At 68.0% G+C, this 18,318-nt stretch carries 16 protein-coding genes; 8 read left to right on the plus strand and 8 right to left on the minus strand.

The genetic code is table 11. The features are described from left to right. Positions 1-14: 14 nt before the first annotated feature. A complete protein-coding gene (gene proC / locus ACT9TC_RS06330; protein WP_458042543.1) occupies positions 15-872 on the minus strand; it encodes a pyrroline-5-carboxylate reductase in 858 nt (285 codons plus the stop codon). 91 nt (positions 873-963) lie between these two features. Between proC and ACT9TC_RS06335 the strand changes: the two genes are divergently transcribed. Both ACT9TC_RS06335 and ACT9TC_RS06340 read left to right on the plus strand, forming a co-directional pair. Continuing rightward, the gene (locus ACT9TC_RS06335; RefSeq protein WP_458042544.1) at positions 964-2,076 is read left to right on the plus strand and encodes an alpha/beta hydrolase; all 1,113 of its coding nucleotides are present in this window, start codon (positions 964-966) and stop codon (positions 2,074-2,076) included. 15 nt (positions 2,077-2,091) lie between these two features. Further along, positions 2,092-3,072 carry a cation diffusion facilitator family transporter gene (locus ACT9TC_RS06340; RefSeq protein WP_458042545.1) on the plus strand — a complete coding sequence of 327 codons (981 nt, stop codon included), beginning with the start codon at positions 2,092-2,094 and terminating at the stop codon, positions 3,070-3,072. On the opposite strand, the gene ACT9TC_RS06345 is transcribed toward ACT9TC_RS06340, so the two are convergent. Beyond that, positions 2,976-3,422, minus strand: a complete 447-nt coding sequence (locus ACT9TC_RS06345) for a nucleoside deaminase (protein ID WP_458042882.1) — start codon at positions 3,420-3,422, stop codon at positions 2,976-2,978. The two genes, ACT9TC_RS06340 and ACT9TC_RS06345, sit on opposite strands and share 97 nt — an antisense overlap. A 65-nt stretch (positions 3,423-3,487) precedes the next feature. Here ACT9TC_RS06345 and upp point away from each other — a divergent pair, with 65 nt between their 5' ends. Further along, positions 3,488-4,120 (plus strand): uracil phosphoribosyltransferase, encoded by a 633-nt coding sequence (gene upp / locus ACT9TC_RS06350; protein WP_036297404.1) that lies wholly within the window; start codon positions 3,488-3,490, stop codon positions 4,118-4,120. A gap of 2 nt (positions 4,121-4,122) precedes the next feature. Here the strand turns inward: upp and ACT9TC_RS06355 are convergent, their stop codons facing one another. Next, positions 4,123-4,503, minus strand: coding sequence for a hypothetical protein (locus ACT9TC_RS06355; RefSeq protein WP_458042546.1), 381 nt, complete (start codon positions 4,501-4,503; stop codon positions 4,123-4,125). 151 nt (positions 4,504-4,654) lie between these two features. Here ACT9TC_RS06355 and ACT9TC_RS06360 point away from each other — a divergent pair, with 151 nt between their 5' ends. Beyond that, on the plus strand, positions 4,655-5,878 hold the full coding sequence (locus tag ACT9TC_RS06360; protein ID WP_458040749.1) for an integrase catalytic domain-containing protein: 1,224 nt from the start codon (positions 4,655-4,657) through the stop codon (positions 5,876-5,878). 165 nt (positions 5,879-6,043) lie between these two features. Beyond that, the gene (locus ACT9TC_RS06365) at positions 6,044-6,604 is read left to right on the plus strand and encodes a gluconokinase (RefSeq protein ID WP_458042547.1); all 561 of its coding nucleotides are present in this window, start codon (positions 6,044-6,046) and stop codon (positions 6,602-6,604) included. Here the strand turns inward: ACT9TC_RS06365 and ACT9TC_RS06370 are convergent. Further along, a complete protein-coding gene (locus tag ACT9TC_RS06370) occupies positions 6,540-10,106 on the minus strand; it encodes a TM0106 family RecB-like putative nuclease (protein ID WP_458042883.1) in 3,567 nt (1,188 codons plus the stop codon). The two genes, ACT9TC_RS06365 and ACT9TC_RS06370, sit on opposite strands and share 65 nt — an antisense overlap. An 89-nt stretch (positions 10,107-10,195) precedes the next feature. After that, positions 10,196-11,542 (minus strand): MFS transporter, encoded by a 1,347-nt coding sequence (locus ACT9TC_RS06375; RefSeq protein ID WP_458042548.1) that lies wholly within the window; start codon positions 11,540-11,542, stop codon positions 10,196-10,198. A gap of 181 nt (positions 11,543-11,723) precedes the next feature. On the opposite strand from ACT9TC_RS06375, the gene ACT9TC_RS06380 reads away from it, so the two are divergent. Together ACT9TC_RS06380 and ACT9TC_RS06385 are read left to right on the plus strand one after the other, a co-directional pair. Next, the gene (locus tag ACT9TC_RS06380) at positions 11,724-13,187 is read left to right on the plus strand and encodes an AAA family ATPase (RefSeq protein WP_458042549.1); all 1,464 of its coding nucleotides are present in this window, start codon (positions 11,724-11,726) and stop codon (positions 13,185-13,187) included. A 53-nt stretch (positions 13,188-13,240) separates the two neighbouring features. After that, positions 13,241-15,319: an NAD(+) synthase gene (locus tag ACT9TC_RS06385; protein ID WP_458042550.1), complete on the plus strand. Its 2,079-nt coding sequence runs from the start codon at positions 13,241-13,243 to the stop codon at positions 15,317-15,319. A 6-nt stretch (positions 15,320-15,325) separates the two neighbouring features. Here ACT9TC_RS06385 and ACT9TC_RS06390 read toward each other — a convergent pair whose 3' ends face one another. The 3 genes from ACT9TC_RS06390 to add all read right to left on the minus strand — a co-directional run bounded on the left by ACT9TC_RS06390 (position 15,326) and on the right by add (position 17,669). Then, entirely contained in the window at positions 15,326-15,919 is a 594-nt protein-coding gene (locus ACT9TC_RS06390; RefSeq protein ID WP_458042551.1) for a hypothetical protein, read from the minus strand. A gap of 76 nt (positions 15,920-15,995) precedes the next feature. After that, a complete protein-coding gene (locus tag ACT9TC_RS06395; protein WP_458042552.1) occupies positions 15,996-16,607 on the minus strand; it encodes a nucleoside deaminase in 612 nt (203 codons plus the stop codon). Between the two features lie 3 nt (positions 16,608-16,610). Then, positions 16,611-17,669 carry an adenosine deaminase gene (gene add / locus ACT9TC_RS06400; RefSeq protein WP_458042553.1) on the minus strand — a complete coding sequence of 353 codons (1,059 nt, stop codon included), beginning with the start codon at positions 17,667-17,669 and terminating at the stop codon, positions 16,611-16,613. A gap of 90 nt (positions 17,670-17,759) precedes the next feature. Between add and ACT9TC_RS06405 the strand changes: the two genes are divergently transcribed. Next, complete coding sequence (locus tag ACT9TC_RS06405; protein WP_458042554.1) at positions 17,760-18,317, plus strand: nucleosidase; 558 nt, start codon at positions 17,760-17,762, stop codon at positions 18,315-18,317. Position 18,318: the final 1 nt, after the last annotated feature.

Raw genomic sequence — 18,318 nt, forward strand, 5'->3', positions numbered from 1 at the left:
AGGGAACGCGCCGGTCAGGCGCCCTCGGCCAGTTCGCGAGAACGTGCCAGAGCCGCGTCGGTGGCGCGCGTGAAAACAGCACCGAGCTCGGCATCCTGCAACACCGCGATCGCGCGCTCCGTCGTTCCGCCAGGACTCGTCACCCGACGTCGCAGCTCGGCAGGGTTCTCACCGGTCGCCGCCAGGAGCGCGCCGGCGCCCACGAACGTCTGCTCGGCCAGCATACGCGCCTCACCGTCCCCGAAACCCCGCGCGATCGCCGCGCGCGTGAATTCTTCGACGAGCAGGAACACATACGCGGGACCCGACCCCGAGATTGTCCCGAGGGCGTCGATCTGACCCTCGGGCACCTCGACGACGACGCCCACCGTTTCGAACAGGCGCCGCACCGCGCCGACCTGCTCGGGCGTGACGGACGGCCCTGTCGCGATTCCCGTGACGGCCGCGCGGACGACGGCGGGTGTGTTCGGCATCGAGCGGATCACCGCGACCTCGACGCCGAGCACCTCGGCGAAAGTCGCGAGCGTGACCCCGGCGGCCAAGCTCACGACGACCGCATCGGGGCCCAAAGCCGGAGCGATCTCGGCGAGCAGCGCGGGCACCATAGCGGGCTTCACCCCGACCAGAACGATCTCGGCGCCACGGACAGCACGCAGGTTTCCGTCGGGGTCGTCCGCGAGGGCGATCGATATCACACCCTCCAGCTCTGCGAGAACCGCGGCCTTCTCACGCGACCGGTTCGTCACGGTGACGCCGCCCTCGATCGACGTGCCGGAGGCGAGCAGTCCGGAGAGGATGGCACCGCCCATCGAGCCGGCCCCGAGAATGGCGACGGAGGGAAGCGGGCGGGCGGATTCTTCGTGGTCGACCATCAGGTCATCCTATGAGGGCCGGACTAGGATCAGCGAGGTAGCGGGGCCCTTCGTCAGGGCTCTGCGCAAGGGCTCCGAGAAGAGGGACATCATGACGATCCTGGACGGAATCGCCGCACGTCAGATCGAGACCCCGAGACTTACGGTGAACGTTCTCGAGCGCGTGGGTGACGACGCGAACACCGTTCCCGAGCGCACCCTGGTGTTCGTGCACGGGCAGGTGTCGTCGAGCCTGATCTGGCAGGAACTGATGCAGGACCTGCCGCCGGATCTGCGGATCATCGCGGTCGACCTGCGCGGATTCGGTGCGACCGAGAACGCCCCCGTCGACGCCACACGCGGGGTGCGCGACTTCAGCGACGACCTGCACGCCACCCTCGAGCTGCTCGAGGCGACACCGTCCCACCTCGTGGGATGGGCCCTGGGCGCCGCGGTTGCCCTGCAGTACGCGCTCGATCATCCGGTGCTGAGCCTGATGCTCGAATCCCCCGTGTCACCCTTCGGGTTCGGGGGAACGCGGCGCGACGGCACCCGCTTGACAGACGATGACGCCGGAGCGGGAGCGGGGGTTTCGAACCCCGATTTCGTGGAGCGACTGATCGCGGGCGACACATCGACCGATGCGCCCACCTCACCCCGGAGCGTTTTCCGCGCCGCGTACGTCGCTCCGGGCTACACATCCGAGCACGAGGACACCTGGGTCGAGTCGATGCTCTCGACGTCGACAGCAACGGGCAACTACCCCGGCGAAACCGTCGCGTCCGAGAACTGGCCCGGCTTCGCGCCCGGTGCGATCGGTGTCATGAACGCCCTGGCTCCCCGCTACTTCGATGTTTCGAACATCGTCGATCTCGACCCCAAGCCGCCGATTCTCTGGATCCATGGCGAGGACGACGCGATCGTCTCCGACACCTCGTTCTTCGACGCGGGCTACCTGGGCGAGGCCGGAATCATCCCGGACTGGCCGGGCGCCGAGATCGCGCCGGCCCAGCCGATGGTCTCGCAGACGCGCGACGTCCTCGCGCGCTACGCCGACCGCGGTGGCAGCGTCACCGAGATCGCCCTCGAGGGCGTGGGGCACACTCCCCACCTCGAGCGCCCCGCCGAGGTGCGTCGCGCCCTGCTGCGCGTGATCGGCTACGTCGACCAACCCTCCGACCCCGCACCGCCCACCGAGGCGATCATCCTGAGATCCGCGGACTGAAAGGGGAGCCTCCTCGTGAGTGCATCCGGCGGAGGAAAGGCGATCATCGCCGCTCTCCTCGCAAACCTCGGCATCGCCCTGGCGAAGTTCGTCGCGTGGTTCTTCTCCGGGTCGGCGTCCATGCTTGCCGAGGGCATCCACTCCCTCGCCGACTCGGGCAATCAGATCCTGCTGCTGCTCGGTGGCCGGAAGGCGCGCAAAAAGGCCGACCAGGAGCATCCGTTCGGCTACGGGCGCGAACGATACGTCTACGCATTTGTCGTGTCGATCATCCTGTTCTCCGTCGGCGGCCTGTTCTCGATCTACGAGGGCGTGGAGAAGCTCATCGATCCGCATGAGGTGACGAACCTCTGGATACCGCTCGTCGTGCTCGTCATCGCGATCGGGCTCGAGTCGTTCTCGCTCCGCACCGCCGTCCGCGAAAGCAACCTGGTGCGCGCCAAGGGCGAGTCATGGATCGGCTTCATCCGACACGCGAAGGCACCCGAATTGCCCGTCGTGTTGCTCGAGGATGTCGCAGCGCTGATCGGCCTGGTGTTCGCGCTGCTGGGTGTGGGCTTGACTGCCATCACGGGAGACCCGCTGTTCGACGCACTCGGCACCCTGATGATCGGCACGCTGCTGATCGTCGTGGCGATCACCCTCGGCGTCGAAACCAAGAGCCTGCTGGTCGGCGAAGGGGCTAGCGAAGGCGACCACACCGCGATCGTGCGGGCTCTGGAGTCCGGGGATGCGCCTGTCTCGGTGATCCACGTGAAGACGCTCTACCTCGGTCCCGACGAGTTGATGGTCGCCGCGAAACTCGGCTTCCCTGCCGATCAGACGCTCGGCGAGGTCGCCGTGACGATCGATGCGCTCGAAGCACGAGTGAGGGCCGCGGTTCCCGCCGCCCGCGTCGTCTACCTCGAGCCGGACATCCTGCGCGTTTCGAAAAACGCTCCGAGCAGCGCGGCGGATTCCTCGGCCGCTACTCCCCCGACGACCTCGGCCCGGTAGGGCAACCGCCTATCGCGGACAACGTCGTACACCGAACCCGCGGCACCCGCCTTGTCGTCCCACGACCCGAACACGACGCGCGAGATCCGGGCCTGCAAAAGCGCCCCCGCGCACATCAGGCACGGCTCGAGCGTCACGACGAGCGAGTGCCCCTCGAGGTTCCATGAACCTGCCACCTCGGCAGCGCGGCGAAGGGCCAGCACCTCGGCGTGTGCGGTCGGGTCGCCCGTAAGCTCGCGCTCGTTCCGCGCCTCGGCCATGATCGCACCCGAGGCATCCGTCACCACCGCCCCCACGGGGACATCTCCCGCCGCACCCGCTTCGGCTGCGAGTGCGAGTGCACGGGCCATGGCGACGGAGTCGCCCGGGGATATGACGGTCACGCCCCGAGCATACGACTCGGTAGCCTGTGCTTATGCGTGTGCATGTCGCCGATCATCCCCTCATCACCCACAAGCTGACGGTGCTGCGCGACAAGCGCACCCCCTCGCCCGTGTTCCGCCAACTCACCTCCGAGCTGGTGACGCTGCTCGCCTACGAGGCGACGCGCGCCGTCCGGGTCGAAGAGGTCGAGATCCAGACGCCGGTCACCACGACCATGGGCGTGCGGATCGGCGACCCGCGTCCGCTCGTCGTGCCGATCCTGCGCGCGGGACTCGGGATGCTCGAGGGCATGGTCACACTGCTGCCGACCGCCGAGGTCGGGTTTCTGGGTATGGTCCGCAACGAAGAGACGCTCGAGCCCTCGACCTACGCCGAGCGCCTCCCCGACGATCTGAGCGACCGCCAATGCTTTGTGCTCGACCCCATGCTCGCGACGGGCGGATCGCTCGGCGCCGCAATCGAGTTCCTGTTCAATCGCGGCGCGCAAGACGTCACCGCGATCTGTCTACTGGGCGCCCCGGAGGGAGTCGCGGCGATCGAGCGCCAAGTCGCCGGACGCGATGTGACCCTCGTGCTGGGGGCGCTCGATGAGCGGCTCAACGAAAAGGGCTACATCGTTCCGGGACTCGGCGACGCGGGCGATCGACTGTACGGGACCGTTTAGTCCTACTCCTTTTCGACGACCGTCACGGTGAACTCGACGGGCTGAATTCCGCCCTGGTCGTTCGTCAGCGTGACCTCGGTCTCGCCCACGGCTTCGGCCATCAGGCCCGGGTTGAACGTCGCGCCGTCGCGGTCACCACCCTTCGAGAAGCTCACGATCGACGAGTCGGCGATCTCGGCCGAGTAGCTGTCTTCGGCGAGGTCGCCCGTGGTGATATCGAGCGCCTGACCGACGAGCAGTTCGACGCTCTCGCCCTGCAGTTCTTCGGCGGACATGATGACGGGAGCGATGACTTCACTGTCATCGCCCGAGGATGAGCAGCCCGCGAGGGCGAAGGAGGCGAACACAGCAGCGGCAGCAAGGGCCAGGATTCGGGTTTTCATGCGATCAGTGTGGCGGATGCGGGGACTTCGGCGCTGGAGGACGACGTGCCTCAGTTTCTTTGAGCGCGTGGGGTGTGTTGGTGCCTCACATACTTTGAGCGCGAAGCTTGCCTGTGTGGAAGGCAAGATTGAGATGGCCGCGAGGCGACAGGTGACGAACAAACTCCGTGACGCGTACCGGAAAGCATCGAAGCACGACAAGGCCCGGATCCTTGACGAGGTGATGAGCACGACGGGGATGGGCCGATCAACGGCGCGGCGGATGCTGACGGGGCCGGTGCTGCCGGATCCGGCGAAGCAGGTCGATAGACGCCAGTTGCGGGCCAAGACGTATAGCGATGATTCGAGGCGGCTGCTGGAGCATGTGTGGGCGCTGATGGGCATGCCGTGCGGGAAGTACCTCGTGGTGATGCTGGAGCTGTGGATGCCGCTGCTGCACGCTGCCGGCGACCTCGACAAGCCATTCGTGACACCGCAGACGATCGTCGAGCTTCAGACAATGAGTCCGGCAACGATCGACCGGTATCTGAGCCCGGCACGTCGGGCGATGCAGTTGCGGGGGATCTCTACGACGATCCCGTCACCGCTGCTGCGCAACTCGATCGGGTTGTCGAAGGTCGGGGATGCCCCGGTCACGGCACCCGGGGTGATCGAGGCGGACACCGTCGCGCATTGCGGACCCACGTTCGTCGGCGAGTTCGCACGCACGTTGACGATGACCGACATCGCCACCGGGTGGACCGAGAACGCCTCGATCCGCAACAACGCGGCCAAGTGGATCGTCGGCGCTGTCGGCGATCTGCAGAACATGTTCCCATTCGAGCTGCGCGTGTTCGACTCGGACAACGGATCGGAGTTCATCAACCATGATGTCGCGGACTGGCTCCAAGCCCGTGACATCGCCCAGACCCGGTCCCGCCCTTACAAGAAAAACGACCAAGCGACCGTCGAGTCGAAGAACAACCACGTCGTCCGCAAACACGCGTTCCATTGGCGCTACGACACCCCGGACGAGCTCGCGCTGCTGAACGAGCTCTGGCGGCTCGTCTCACTACGGTTGAATTTCTTCACCCCGACGAAGAAGCCCACCGCATACGCCACCGCGGCCAGCGGGCGCCGCACACGCCTCTACGACGCACCGAAGACACCCTGGCAGCGAGTGCGCGATTCTGGGGTCCTCACCGCCGAGCAAGCCGACGTCGTTCAGGCCCGGATCACCGGGATCAACCCCGCCGATCTGACCCGCCGGATCAACCAGATCCAGCTCCAACTCATCGAGCTATCACAAGCCAAAACCGAAGCCATGACCACCAGCCGACACCTCGACATGACATCCTTAGAAACGTCGATCCGTCGACTCCAAACAACCAAATGAACCGCAAGCCTCGCGCTCACCATACGTGAGGCACCGCATCACCCTTCGCGCTCACTTCTAGATGAGGCACCTCGGAGGATCGCGTCTCGGCGTGGCGGGGCACCGAGCACGGGGCGGTGTTGGCGTGGCGGGGCACCGAGCACGGGCCCGAGATAGCGTGGAGGGATGAGCGCCCCGACAGAGCCGTCGCCCGAGCAGTCCGCACCCCCACGGATCGTGGTCATGGGGGTCTCGGCCGTCGGCAAGTCGACCGTAGGTTCGGCCCTGGCCGAACGCCTGGGCATCCCGTTCCTCGACGCTGACGACCTGCACGACCCGGCCGCGGTCGCGTCGATGGCGGCCGGCATTCCGTTGTCCGACGCCGAGCGGATGCCGTGGCTCGGGCGCGTCGGCATTGCCCTCGCCGAACAGACCGGTGGCGCCGTCATCGCCTGTTCGGCTCTTGCCCGGCGCTACCGCGACGCCATCCGCCCGACCGCGCCGGGCGCGGTGTTCGTGCACCTCGCTGCTCCCGCTGACGTTCTCGCCATCCGCGCCGGCGCACGCGAGGGCCATTTCATGCCCGCCACCCTGCTCGCCTCTCAGCTCGCGGCGCTCGACCCCCTCGGCACGGACGAGGAGGGATTCGCCGTCGATGCGAGCCTGCCCGTCGACGATCTGGTCACGGCCGCCGTGGTCGGGCTGACGACGCGCCCGGATCTTCCACCAGCCGAGCGAACCCGCTGAGCCGCGCCACACCCTCGGGGGTGTGCGGCAGGTCGTCGAGCAAGCCGGGCGAGTAGACGAGGTAAGCCGCGACCTCGGCGCGCGAGATCGCGACATTCAGGCGGTTGGCGAGCAGCAAGAACTCGAGGCCCCGAGGCGCGTCCCGCCCGGACGACGCGGCGAGCGAAACGATGGACACCGCGGCCTCTTGCCCCTGGAACTTGTCGACCGTTCCGACGCGGACGGGCGGCAGCTGCGCCGCCGCGAGGGCGGCCAGCACGGTCGCCGCCTGTGCGTTGTATGGCGTGACGATGATGATGTCGTCCGCCGTGAGTGGCCGCGGCGGCGAGAGCCGCCCCTCGCCTCCATCGCGCGCGAGATCGGTCCAGGTCGACCCGATCAGGTCGCGCACCAGCGCCACCACGGCGGCCGCCTCTTCGACCGACGCCGTGGCGTTGCCGTGATGCTCGACGGGAACACGGTGCAGGCCCGGTTCGACACCATCGATGGAGCGGAGCGCTGCGGAGGGATGTGAAGCCAGTCGTCCGGCGTAGGACAGGTTCGACACGGGCAGAGCGACGAGCGGATGCATCCGGCGACTCTCGGGCAGGAAGTACCCGAACGCATCCGATATCACCGCGGAGCCATCCATGATCCACCCGAGCGCCGACGTGTCGACGGGCTCGGGATGGGTTCCCTGGCTGACCTGCGGCAGCTGCTGCGGGTCGCCGAGCAGCAGCAGACGCTGGGCCGCGACCGAGACCGCGATGGTCGAGGCGAGCGAGAACTGCCCGGCCTCGTCGAGCACGAGCAGGTCGAGCGAACCGCGGGGAAACCGGCCATCGTGGCTGAAGTCCCACGCCGTGCCGCCCACGACGAACCCCGCCTGAGCGTGCTCGGCCGCGAACCCCGCAACGCCGTTCTTGGGTAGCGGGGTGAACCGCACCGGCACGGAATCGTCCTTCGGCGCTTTTCCGACCCGCGCGGCGGGCACACCCGCATCGATGACTCGATCGAGCATGTGCTCGACGACGGCGTGCGCCTGCGCGACGACGCCGACCTTCCACGCGTGTTCGCGCACCAGACGCTCGATCACGTGCGAGCCGACGTACGTCTTTCCGGTGCCCGGCGGCCCCTGTATTGCGAGGTAGCTATGGTCGAGGTCGCGCAGCGTCGCGACGATCGCGGGGACGGGATCGGTCGCGTCCGCGGGCACGGGACTCCCCGCGTGCAGGCGCGGTGGACGGCGGCGCAAGAGGTCGGTCGCCGGATCGGCGGGGAAGGCCGGGCTCGCGGCGATCACGCGGTCGGCCCACTCGTCGATCGCGACCTGCTGGGACAGCGCACGCGGCGGCGCGCCCGGGGTAATCGCGATGGGCAGGGCCGCCCAGGTGAATCCAACTCGGGCGCGCTCCTCGATGATCGCGCCGTCCTCCAGCTCTTCCAGCACGCGGCCGCGGTGATCGGCGTGCAGCCACCTCGGCGAGGCCTCGAAGGCGAAGGGCGCCGGCAGCTCGTAGAGCAGGAACGGCTCGCTTCCTGGCGACAGGCGCGTGCCGGGAGCGAGTTCACCACGCAGACGCAGCATGCGTCGATCCACCCGGTGCCCCTCGGCCCGGTGCCAGTCTTCGACGACCTCGCAGCGCGCCACATCCAAGACCGCGACATCGCGACTCTGCTCCCACACCGACACGGGCTCGCGGAGGCGCAGGAAGTGCGTCGCCCAGAAGCTCTTCGCCTCGCGCGGGTAGTAGTCGATCGCGGCCGACCCGAGACGGAGTGCTCGGGAATCTTCGTCGCCGTCGGACGTCGCATCTGCCGCTTCGGCGAGCGCGGTGAGTGCAACGGCGCGCGGCGAGGGTTCGTAGCCTGCGGCGTCAGGTTCGGGATCGGCGGTTGCGACGATCCCGAGCTCGTCCGCACGATCACGGAGCCAGTTGCGCAGGCGACGGGTCGAAACGCAGTCGTAGCGGTTGTAGTCGGCGATGTCGTCCAGGATCGCTCGCGCACCCTCGTCGTCGCCGACATCCTGAAGCATCCGTGCCTCGACATAGCGGACGATCGACTCGTCGCCGCGCTGGACGTCGCTCTGGCGTGTCTCGGCGCCCATGTAGAGCGGCTCGAGCTTCTTGATCGAGTACGACCGCGACCCCACCCGTAGGGCACGACGGACGATCGGGTACAGGTCGACGAAGACGCCATCGCGAAGCAGCCGATCGACCTGCGCCTCGCCCGTGCCGTATCGAGCCGCCATCGCCAGCAGATGGGTGGGCTCGTAGGGGGCGTAGTGGTAGATGTGCATGCCCGGATGGGCCGCGCGATGCACATCGACGAAGTCGAGGAAGCGCTGGAGGGCGACGCGTTCTTGCGCGAATGAGTGCGCCCACAGGCGCGAGAACGTTTCGCTCTCGTCGACCCAGCCGAACAGGTAGTCGATGCCCCATTCGGTGCCCGCGCCCGTCCACGTGCCCGCGCCCGTCCACGTGCCCGTCCCCTCGGTGTAGAGCGGGTCGCCCTCGAAGTCGAAGAACAGGTCACCCGGGTCGGCCGGGGGCAGCGCCGTGAGTCCCGCTCGATCGACAACGCGATACACCGGCGCGGGCACGGCGCCATCGGGCGCGTCGGCCACGGCGATCTCGGAGGCACGCTGCAGCTGCGCCTGCGTTCGTAGAAGGCCGAAGACGTCGGCGTTCATGTTCGGGGGCGGTGTCTGCGCGACCGAGAGCTCGTCCAGCGTGCGAATACCCGCCTCCCGAAGCTTCGCGCGTTGCAGCGGCCGCATGCCCGCGACGAGCAGCAGATCGCGGGATGCGTCGACCTCGACCTGGCAGGTAGCGCACCGACCGCACGCGAAGTACCGGTCATCGCCCCACGGCGTCGGCTCTGCCGCCGCGCCGAGCTCGATGTGACGACTCTGGATCAATTCGATGAGCCGCGCGTAGCGCAGGTGGTAGACGGGCAGGATGTCGTCGACGAGGTGCGAACTCGTCGTGCCGTCGCCGAGCAAGAGCTCGACGCGATCCGAGCGCTCGACACCCAGATCGTCGAGACGCTGGACGTATGCCGCGAGCTGCATGAGCGCGGTGACACGCGCCCTCCGGGCGAGCTTGGTGTCTTGAACGAGCCAGCGTCCGCTCTCGTCGCGAACCAGGAAGTCGGCGAAACCCACGAAGTCGGGGGTCGCGAATGCCGCCTGATAGATGATCCGTACGGATGGGTCGGCGAGAGCCGCATTCGTGAGTCGGACTGCTTCGGCCAGCGCCGGAGCATCGCCCGACCACACTTGCTCGATGGTGGCCACGCCATCTGGATCGTCCGCCAGATACTGCTCCAGCACGCGCTGCTCGTGGCGGTCACCCAGCCGCGCCGCACGCTCCAGCGTCAGGTCTTCGGGCTCGACGACCTGGGCGATACGACCCAAGCGAGCATCGATCGCCCGCACCCAGGCGAACTCGCATTCCGACGCGGCTTTGAGGTCGCTCGCGCTCGTGACCAGCCGGCCTTCGTTCTCGATATAACGCACGGGACCCTCTCCGTCTGCGACCCTACTCGCGGGCTCGGACAGTCGAGCATCCGTCGTCACCGGCCGGCCATAGACCTCCGTCGCAGGGGCTACTTCGTCTTCTTGGCGCGCGCCGTCAGGTCCACGAGCGAGATCATGAAGGCGAGCGCGAGGCCGACACCGACCGTGACCATTCCGATCGCGTAGGCGTCATGGTAGACGACGATGGTCGGTGCGGAGTCGGTCTCGCTGTAGACCGTCGAGTAGAAGAAGGCCAGAGCGATCGCGGTGCCGATCGATGTTCCGATGCGCTGACCGAGCTGCCCGACGGACCCGGCTAGTCCCCCGCGCTTGGGCGGGATGTTGGCGAGGGCGAGTGTCTGATTGGGCGAGACGACGAGTCCGCCGCCCGCACCGGCCACGATCATGATGCCCGCCATGACCCAGATGATCGCGCCCGAGGGAACGTAGAGCGCCGTGAACACGAGACCCGCTGTGCTCACCAGCATGATCGCAAGACCCCACACCACGAGGGGGCGGCCGATGCGGTTGACCCAGAGACCACCGAACCACGACGTCAACGCGCTCGCGAGCGCGAACCCGATCGTGACCATGCCCGCGAAAACCGGCTCGAGCCCGATGCCGGTCTGCAGAAACAACGTCGTGAGCAGGAACAGCGCCGGAAGGGCGGCGAAGTAGGCCGTCGCCAGGACCGTTCCGTTGCGGTACGACGACACCCCGAACAGCCCGAGGGGAACGAGCGGCTGGTGGCCCCGAGCCTCGTACGTGCGCTCCCAGACGATGAACGCCCCGATGAAGAGAACGGATGGCACGAGCAACCACCACCGGTTCGGGTCATCGCTCGGCGAACCCGTCGTGAACAGGAACGGCCACAGCAGCGACACGATCGCGAGGCCGAACAGCAGGATGCCGATCGGGTCGAGGGAGAGCTTGCGCCGGGACTTCGTCCGCGTGGCGGGCAACAGCCAGATCGCCGCCGCGATCGCGATGAGTGCGAGCGGAACGTTCATCCAGAAGATGCCGCGCCATCCGTCGGTCGGCCCGCCGATCGCAATCGCAAGCCCGCCGAGCGTGGGCCCGAACGCCGTCGCGATGCCGATGCTCGCCCCGAACAGACCGAAGGCCTTGCCGCGCTCAGCGCCCCGGAACAGCTGCTGGATCAGTCCCAGCACCTGCGGCATCTGGATGCCCGCGGCAACACCCTGGATCAGGCGCGCGACGAGCAGGAAGGTGACGTCCTGCGCCAGGGCGCAGGCGAGGCTCGTCACCGTGAAGAGCGACAGGCCGACGATGAACAGGACGCGACGGGAGCGCTGATCGCCGAGGCGCCCCATGGGGACGAGAGCCAGGCCGAATGCCAGCACGTAGCCCGAGACGACGAGCTGCAGCTCGGTCGATCCGGTACCGAACGCCTTTTCGATCGAGGGCAGGGCCACATTGACCTTGCTCAGATCGAGGATCGTAAGGGCGGCGACACCGACACAGACCCAATAGGCGCCAGCGATGGCGGTCGGTGAGTTTGATCTCCTGCGTGCGCGGGGGCTCTTCGGGCGGTGCCGTGCTCATTCGCATAAGCCTATGTGGGCGCTCCGGCATAGGCTCCCCTCGGGAGGATGCATGCTGAACGAAGACGACCGCGCCCTGATGCGTCAGGTAGCGCGATACCTCGAACACGTGAATGCCGCGCAACAGGACGAGGCGCGCGGGGCCCGGACGCCGCTCGGCGATCTGATCAGCGAGCATCTGGGTTCGGATGCCGCGCAGGTCCCCGTTGTGCTCGAAGTGATCGCCGATCATCGACTCGTCGATGCGGATATCGCACTCGATCTGATCTCGGCCGAGACGGGGGGCAGGCTGATCGGGGTGAGCGGCGGCGAACAGCGTCTACACAACGGCCTGGCCGAGCTGGTCAACAATCCGCACGTGCGATTCGACGTCGGGCCGGTGGACTTCGCCGAGCGCGCGACAGGACCATCATCGAGCCGCCGCGTCGTCGCCATGGGGGTGCGACTCATCTCGCACGCGGGGCAACCGATCGCCCTCGCGCAACGGGCGGCGTCACCGCAGTACGGACGCCCTGCCGCGACCCTCGAGGTCATGGGTGCCGACCCCGACGCGGTCTCGTCGTTCCTCGCCCGGCTCCGCGGCCTCATGATCGAGCACAGTGTTCTGCGCGGCCAGGTGCTCTCGTTCACGCCGACGGAGTTCGGGCGCGGCGATGCGGGAGCGACCTTCCTCTCCCGGCCCCGGGTCGATAGCGACGACGTCATCCTCGCCGAGGGGGTGCTCGACGAGATCGTGCAGCACGTCATCGGCATCGGCGAGCACCGCGACCTGCTGCTCGCCGCGGGTCAGCACCTCAAGCGCGGGGTGCTCATGTACGGCCCGCCGGGCACCGGTAAGACCCTCACGATCCGTCACCTGCTGACCCGATCGGTCGACACCACGATCGTGCTGCTGACCGGTTCGAGCATCCGCTTCATCGGTGCCGCGGCCGAGATCGCGCGGGCGTTCACCCCGTCGATCGTCGTCCTCGAAGACATCGACCTCGTCGCGATGGAACGGCATTCCTCGCCACAGCCGCTGCTGTTCGAAGTCCTCGAGGCCCTGGATGGGCTCGACGGCGACGCGGACGTGGCATTTCTCATGACGACCAACCGCATCGAGGTGCTCGAGCGTGCGCTCGCCGAGCGTCCCGGCCGCGTCGACCTGGCGGTCGAGATTCCGCTGCCGGCGCTCCCCGAACGGGATCGCCTCTTCCGCCGCTACGCGCACGGCCTGCCCTACAGCGAAGCAGCGTTGACGGCGGCGGCCGCGCAGACCGAGGGCGTCACGGGTTCGTTCGCGAAGGAGCTCATGCGCCGGAGCGTTCTGATCGCTGCAAGCCGGAGCGAAGAGGTCGGCGATGAGCACCTCGAGGCCGCGCTCGCCGACCTGATGAGTGGGCGATCGCATCTCACACGGCGGATGCTGGGGGCCGAGGCGGAGGGCGAGGGTGGGCCGGACGCCGGGGGTGGCGAGTCCTTCTCGCCGTCGGTTCACGTCACCGGCGGTTGGTTCGCCCACCACCCGCACTCCTGAACCCGGCCCTGAGCAACCGGCACCCCGCGTCCACTTGGTGCCAGACTGGGGTGATGACCGACGGCCTTCCGTTCCGCAACGCCTACCGCCACGGCTTTGCGCGCGTGGCGGCCTGCACGATCCCGGTGCGCATTGCTGATCCCGCCACGAACGCCGAGGCCATCCTCAAGACGGCCCGCGAGTGCCACGACGATGCCGTCGCGGTCGCCGTCTTTCCCGAACTCTGCCTGACCGGCTACGCGATCGACGATCTGGTTCTGCAAGACGCCCTGCTGGATGCGACCGAGGCCGCGATCTCGCACCTGGTCGACGCATCCCGCGATCTGATGAGCGTGCTCGTCGTCGGCGCGCCGCTGCGGCATCGCAACCGTGTGTACAACTGCGCCATGGTGATCCACGACGGGGAACTGCTCGGCGTCGTACCCAAGTCCTATCTGCCCACCTATCGCGAGTTCTACGAGCGCCGGTGGTACGCCGCGGGCGACGAACTCGGTGGGGATGAGGCACGCTGGATCTCGGTCGGCGGAGTGGAGGCACCCTTCGGCCCGCACCTGCTGTTCGCGGCGGAGGACGTGCCCGGCCTCGTGCTGCACGCCGAGGTGTGTGAGGACGTGTGGGTTCCGATTCCGCCCTCGTCCGAGGCCGCCCTCGCGGGTGCGACGGTGCTTCTGAACCTGTCGGGCAGCCCCATCACGATCGGCCGCGCCGACGAGCGCGCGATCCTCTGCCGTGCCCAGTCGTTCCGCTGCCTGTCGGCCTACGTCTACGCCGCCGCGGGCCAGGGCGAGTCGACCAACGACCTGTCCTGGGACGGCCAGACGATGATCTACGAGCTCGGCGGCCTCCTCGCCGAGACGGAGCGCTTTCCCGATGGTCCGCGCCGATCGGTCGCGGATGTCGACCTCGACCGAATCCGCCAGGATCGCGCCCGCCAGGGCACGTTCGACGACAACCGCCGAACCCACGCCGCACGCACCGGCTCGTTCGTGACCGTGCCCTTTACGCTCGGCGTTCCCGCACGCGAGACGGGGCTTCGGCGCCCCCTCGACCGCTTCCCGTTCGTGCCCGACGACCCGGCGCGCCTCGCCCAGGACTGCTACGAGGCGTTCAACATCCAGGTCACGGGTCTCGTGCAGCGTCTGAGTGCGATCGGCGGGCCGAAGCCCGTCATCGGTGTCAGCGGCGGGATCGACTCGACCCACGCGTTGCTCGTCGTCGCGCGCGCGATGGATCGGATGGGACGGCCGCGCTCCGACATCCTCGCGTACACAATGCCGGGTTTCGCGACGAGCGACCACACGAAATCGAACGCGATCGCCCTCGCGGAGGCCGTCGGCGCATCGATCGAGACCATCGACATCCGCGACGCAGCCAACGAAATGCTCGAGAAGATCGGGCACCCCTTCAGCGGCGGCGAACCGGTCTACGACGTGACGTTCGAGAACGTCCAGGCGGGCCTGCGCACCGACTACCTCTTCCGACTCGCCAACCAGAACGGCGGCATCGTCATCGGCACGTCCGATCTCTCCGAGCTGGCGCTCGGATGGGCGACGTACGGCGTCGGAGACCAGATGAGCCACTACGCCGTTAACACCGGCGTGCCCAAGACGCTCATCCAGCACATCATCCGGTGGGTCATAGCCGCGGGCGAGGGTGTGGATGCGGCAGAAGCCGCCGTGCTGCAGTCGGTGCTCGACACCGAGATCAGCCCCGAGCTCGTGCCCGCAGACGCTTCCGGTGTCACACAGTCGACCGAGTCGCTCGTCGGCCCGTACGCCCTGCACGACTTCACGCTGTTCCACATGCTGCGGTACGGATTCCGCCCCTCCAAGATCGCCTTCCTCGCTCACGCGGCCTGGGCGGACGCGGATGCCTCGGGCTGGCCGCCGGGATTCCCCGACGACGCCCGGGTCGCCTACGACCTGCCGACGATCGTGCGGTGGCTCGAGGTGTTCCTGAAGCGCTACTTCGGGTTCGCCCAGTTCAAGCGCTCGGCGTTGCCGAACGGTCCGAAGGTCTCCGCCGCGGGGTCGCTCTCGCCGCGGGGCGACTGGCGTGCCCCCTCGGACGGCAACGCGCAGGTGTGGCTCGACGAGCTGCGACAGGCCCTTCCCGACCTCACCTCGGACTGAGACGAATCAGGCCGCCGCGTCCGCGTCCGGAGCGAGGTCGCGCAGACCGACGCGATCCGGGATCTCGAACGCGAGGCCGGGCAACCATGAGACGGGCGACGGCCACGGGCGTGAGGTCGGAAGCGCCGTGAGCATCCGCCGCATCGCCGTGTCACCGGGAGCGGATGGGGATGCCGCGGGCAACACCCGCCGGGGAGCACGAAAACCCAGTGCCCCGCACCACCAGTGCCGCCAGGTGCCGTCCGCCGCATCCGGGTCGAGGACGATGTAGTAGTCGGGCATCAGCGCGGTGCCCTCCTCGAAGTGAGCGAGAGCGGTCTCGATCTCGACCTCGAGCGTGCCGAGGGTCGCGCGTTCTTCGTAGAGCTCGACCCACGCGGCCGCGACGTGTTCGAGGGGATCGGCATCGTGCACGATCCATGGGGTGCTGCAGGCCGAAATGCGGCGAACGGCCGTCGCCGGATCCGCGTCTCGCAGCGTCAAGGTTTCTACCCCCGGGATGCCCTCGAGAGTTGCGAGCGCCCCGGCCGATTCGGTGCCGACGATTGCGACGACCGTGCCGGAGGCTCCCGCGAAGGGGGAGGTGTCTGAGTGCGCCATGACTCAGCCTAAGTCGGTTCGTGTTGCCGGCGGATGTCCCCCGCTGACCGATCACGTAAAGCCCGGCAGCCCGGTCCTACTCCCCCGAGCGGGCGTTGTAGACCACGACGCCGCCGCTGTCGATCGCAGCACGATAGGCGCGGAACACCGCGAGCGCCTCGTCGCGCAGCACGTCCTGCACGACCTCGATGCCGCGCGCCTCGAACTGCTCGGCCCAGTCGGCGACCATCGGCCCCTCGTCGAAGGTGCTGATCTCTTCGAGCTCGGGACCCGAGCCCGCGACGATGAGCGTGCGCACGCCGGACCACATCGTGGCCCCGTAGCACTGCACGCAGGGGCGCCAGTTGACGACGAGCTCGTGGGGCGAGAGCCCTTCGGCCCCGAGATCCCACGATCCGACCCGGGCTTGCGCCGTGCCGAGCGCGGTGACCTCGGCGTGGGCCGACGAGATCCCACTGCCGAGGACGACGTTGACCCCGACCGACACGATGCGCCCGGTGTCGGACTCGGCCACGAGTGCAGCGAACGGTCCGCCGTTCCCCTCGCGCCAGTTACGGTCGGCGAGGCGGTGCACGAGAGCCATCCGGTCTTCGCGGTCGGGAATGATGTCAGGCACCCCGTGCAGTTCTTCGGCGATCCAATCCGGCAGGTTCACCGAGTATCCGGTCGAGAAATAGGCCATGTCCATGCGTCAATCCTCCTGGGGCAGAGCGTCGAGCTGAAAGAGAGCGTCGAGGGCCGTGAACTCGGCCGTGAACCGTGCGCGCAAACGCGCCTTCTGATCATCGTCGCAGAACGCGGCATCGATCCCGTTGAACGCGATCCAACGCGCGGTCGCCGCGTCGACACCGAGAGCCGGCAGGGCTTCGCGAAACTCGCGACCGATGTCGGTGCGGAAGAACATGGCGTCGTCCGTAGAGATGTTGACGGCGAGCCCGGCCTCGATCATGCGGGCGATGCGGTGATCGGGCGTGAGCCGCCAGTCGGAGCAGATCGTCGTCGACACGGGGGTCGCGCAGAACGGCAGGCGACGATCGCGCGCCTCCGCGACGAGGTCGGGATCATCGAGCACACGGTAGCCGTGGTCGATGCGGTCGACGCCGAGGTCGTGCATCGCGAAACGCACCGAGTGCGCCTCGGACCGATCGGTCTCGCCGACGTGAGCGGTGAGGCGGAGGCCTGCGCTCCGGGCAAGCGCAAACGCCTCGGCGAACCGTTCGGGCGCTTCGAGCCCCTCGGGCGTCAGATCATCCATCCCGAGTCCGACGACACTCGGTCGCGGGTTCTCGGCCATGAGTTCGACAAGACGGATGGCTTCGGTACCGCTCTCCGCACGATTGACCGCGACGACGATACGGAATCCAACCCCGTACTGCGCCTCCGCGGCCGAAAGCCCCGATATGAGGGGGTCCAGCACATCGGCGTAGGACATTCCTCGCGCAATGAAGTACTGCGGATTGACGTAGTACTCGCGATACCGGAGCCCCGCCAGGGTGCCGACCCGAACACCCTCGAGCGCGACCGCCTCGATGTCTTCGGGGTCGCGCAGCACGTCGTGGGCGAGTTCGAAACCCACCAAGAACTCACGCAGGTCTGCATACGCGAACAAACGGGCCGGATCGCTCGTGGGCAACTCGACGCCGTGCTTGCTGGCGAGTGCGACGAACAGCTCGGCGGTCATGGTGGACGTGAAGTGACAGTGCAGCTCGGTCTTCGGCAACAGCTGCAGATAGTCGGCGTAGCTCAGCACGTGACTCCTCGGGGTGCCGGTCGGGCGACGGCACCCGCTCAGCTTGCCCGATGCGTGTTTCGCGGCCGTAACGGGACAGAATGGGTGACCGTGAGACTTCTCGTCGCGGCGCTGGACGCCGAACTCGTGGCCTTTCCCGCTCAGATCGACGGTTTCGACCGCCTCGTCACCGGACCGGGCAAGTTGAAGGCGGCCGTCGCCCTCACGCGCGCCCTGTCGGCTCGCGAGTATACGGAGATCGTGGTGGTCGGCACTGCCGGTGCCCTCGACCCCGAACTCGAGGCGGCCGTGCATGAGGTCGGTACCGTGCTGCAGCACGATGTCAGCGACCTGGATGGCATCGTCGGGCAACACGTCTCGCTGCCCGCCCGCATCGACCTACCGAACGACGGCCACGCGATCGCCACGGGCGACATCTTCGTCGACGATGCGGATGCCGTCGTCCGGATCCGCGACCTCGACGCTGTGCTGGTCGACATGGAGGCCTATGCCTACGCGTATGTCGCCGGCGAGTTCGGTGTGCCGCTGCGCATCATCAAGGCCGTCTCGGACCGTGCACAGGACGGCGCGACGCAACTGTGGGACGAGGTCGTCGCGACGTGCAGCGCGGCTCTCTGGGAGAGCTTCCGCGCCGACTACGGGCTGTAGG

The sequence above is a fragment of the Microbacterium sp. HM-570 genome (assembly GCF_054165885.1).

Bases quoted from the DNA above. Each gene is read 5' to 3' on its own strand.
- upp (WP_036297404.1), top strand. From the start codon at position 3,488: ATGCGTGTGCATGTCGCCGATCATCCCCTCATCACCCACAAGCTGACG.
- ACT9TC_RS06365 (WP_458042547.1), top strand. From the start codon at position 6,044: ATGAGCGCCCCGACAGAGCCGTCGCCCGAGCAGTCCGCACCCCCACGG.
- ACT9TC_RS06335 (WP_458042544.1), top strand. From the start codon at position 964: ATGACGATCCTGGACGGAATCGCCGCACGTCAGATCGAGACCCCGAGA.
- ACT9TC_RS06395 (WP_458042552.1), bottom strand. From the start codon at position 16,607: ATGGACATGGCCTATTTCTCGACCGGATACTCGGTGAACCTGCCGGAT.
- ACT9TC_RS06385 (WP_458042550.1), top strand. From the start codon at position 13,241: ATGACCGACGGCCTTCCGTTCCGCAACGCCTACCGCCACGGCTTTGCG.
- ACT9TC_RS06345 (WP_458042882.1), bottom strand. From the start codon at position 3,422: ATGGCCCGTGCACTCGCACTCGCAGCCGAAGCGGGTGCGGCGGGAGAT.
- proC (WP_458042543.1), bottom strand. From the start codon at position 872: ATGGTCGACCACGAAGAATCCGCCCGCCCGCTTCCCTCCGTCGCCATT.
- ACT9TC_RS06380 (WP_458042549.1), top strand. From the start codon at position 11,724: ATGCTGAACGAAGACGACCGCGCCCTGATGCGTCAGGTAGCGCGATAC.
- ACT9TC_RS06355 (WP_458042546.1), bottom strand. From the start codon at position 4,503: ATGAAAACCCGAATCCTGGCCCTTGCTGCCGCTGCTGTGTTCGCCTCC.
- ACT9TC_RS06390 (WP_458042551.1), bottom strand. From the start codon at position 15,919: ATGGCGCACTCAGACACCTCCCCCTTCGCGGGAGCCTCCGGCACGGTC.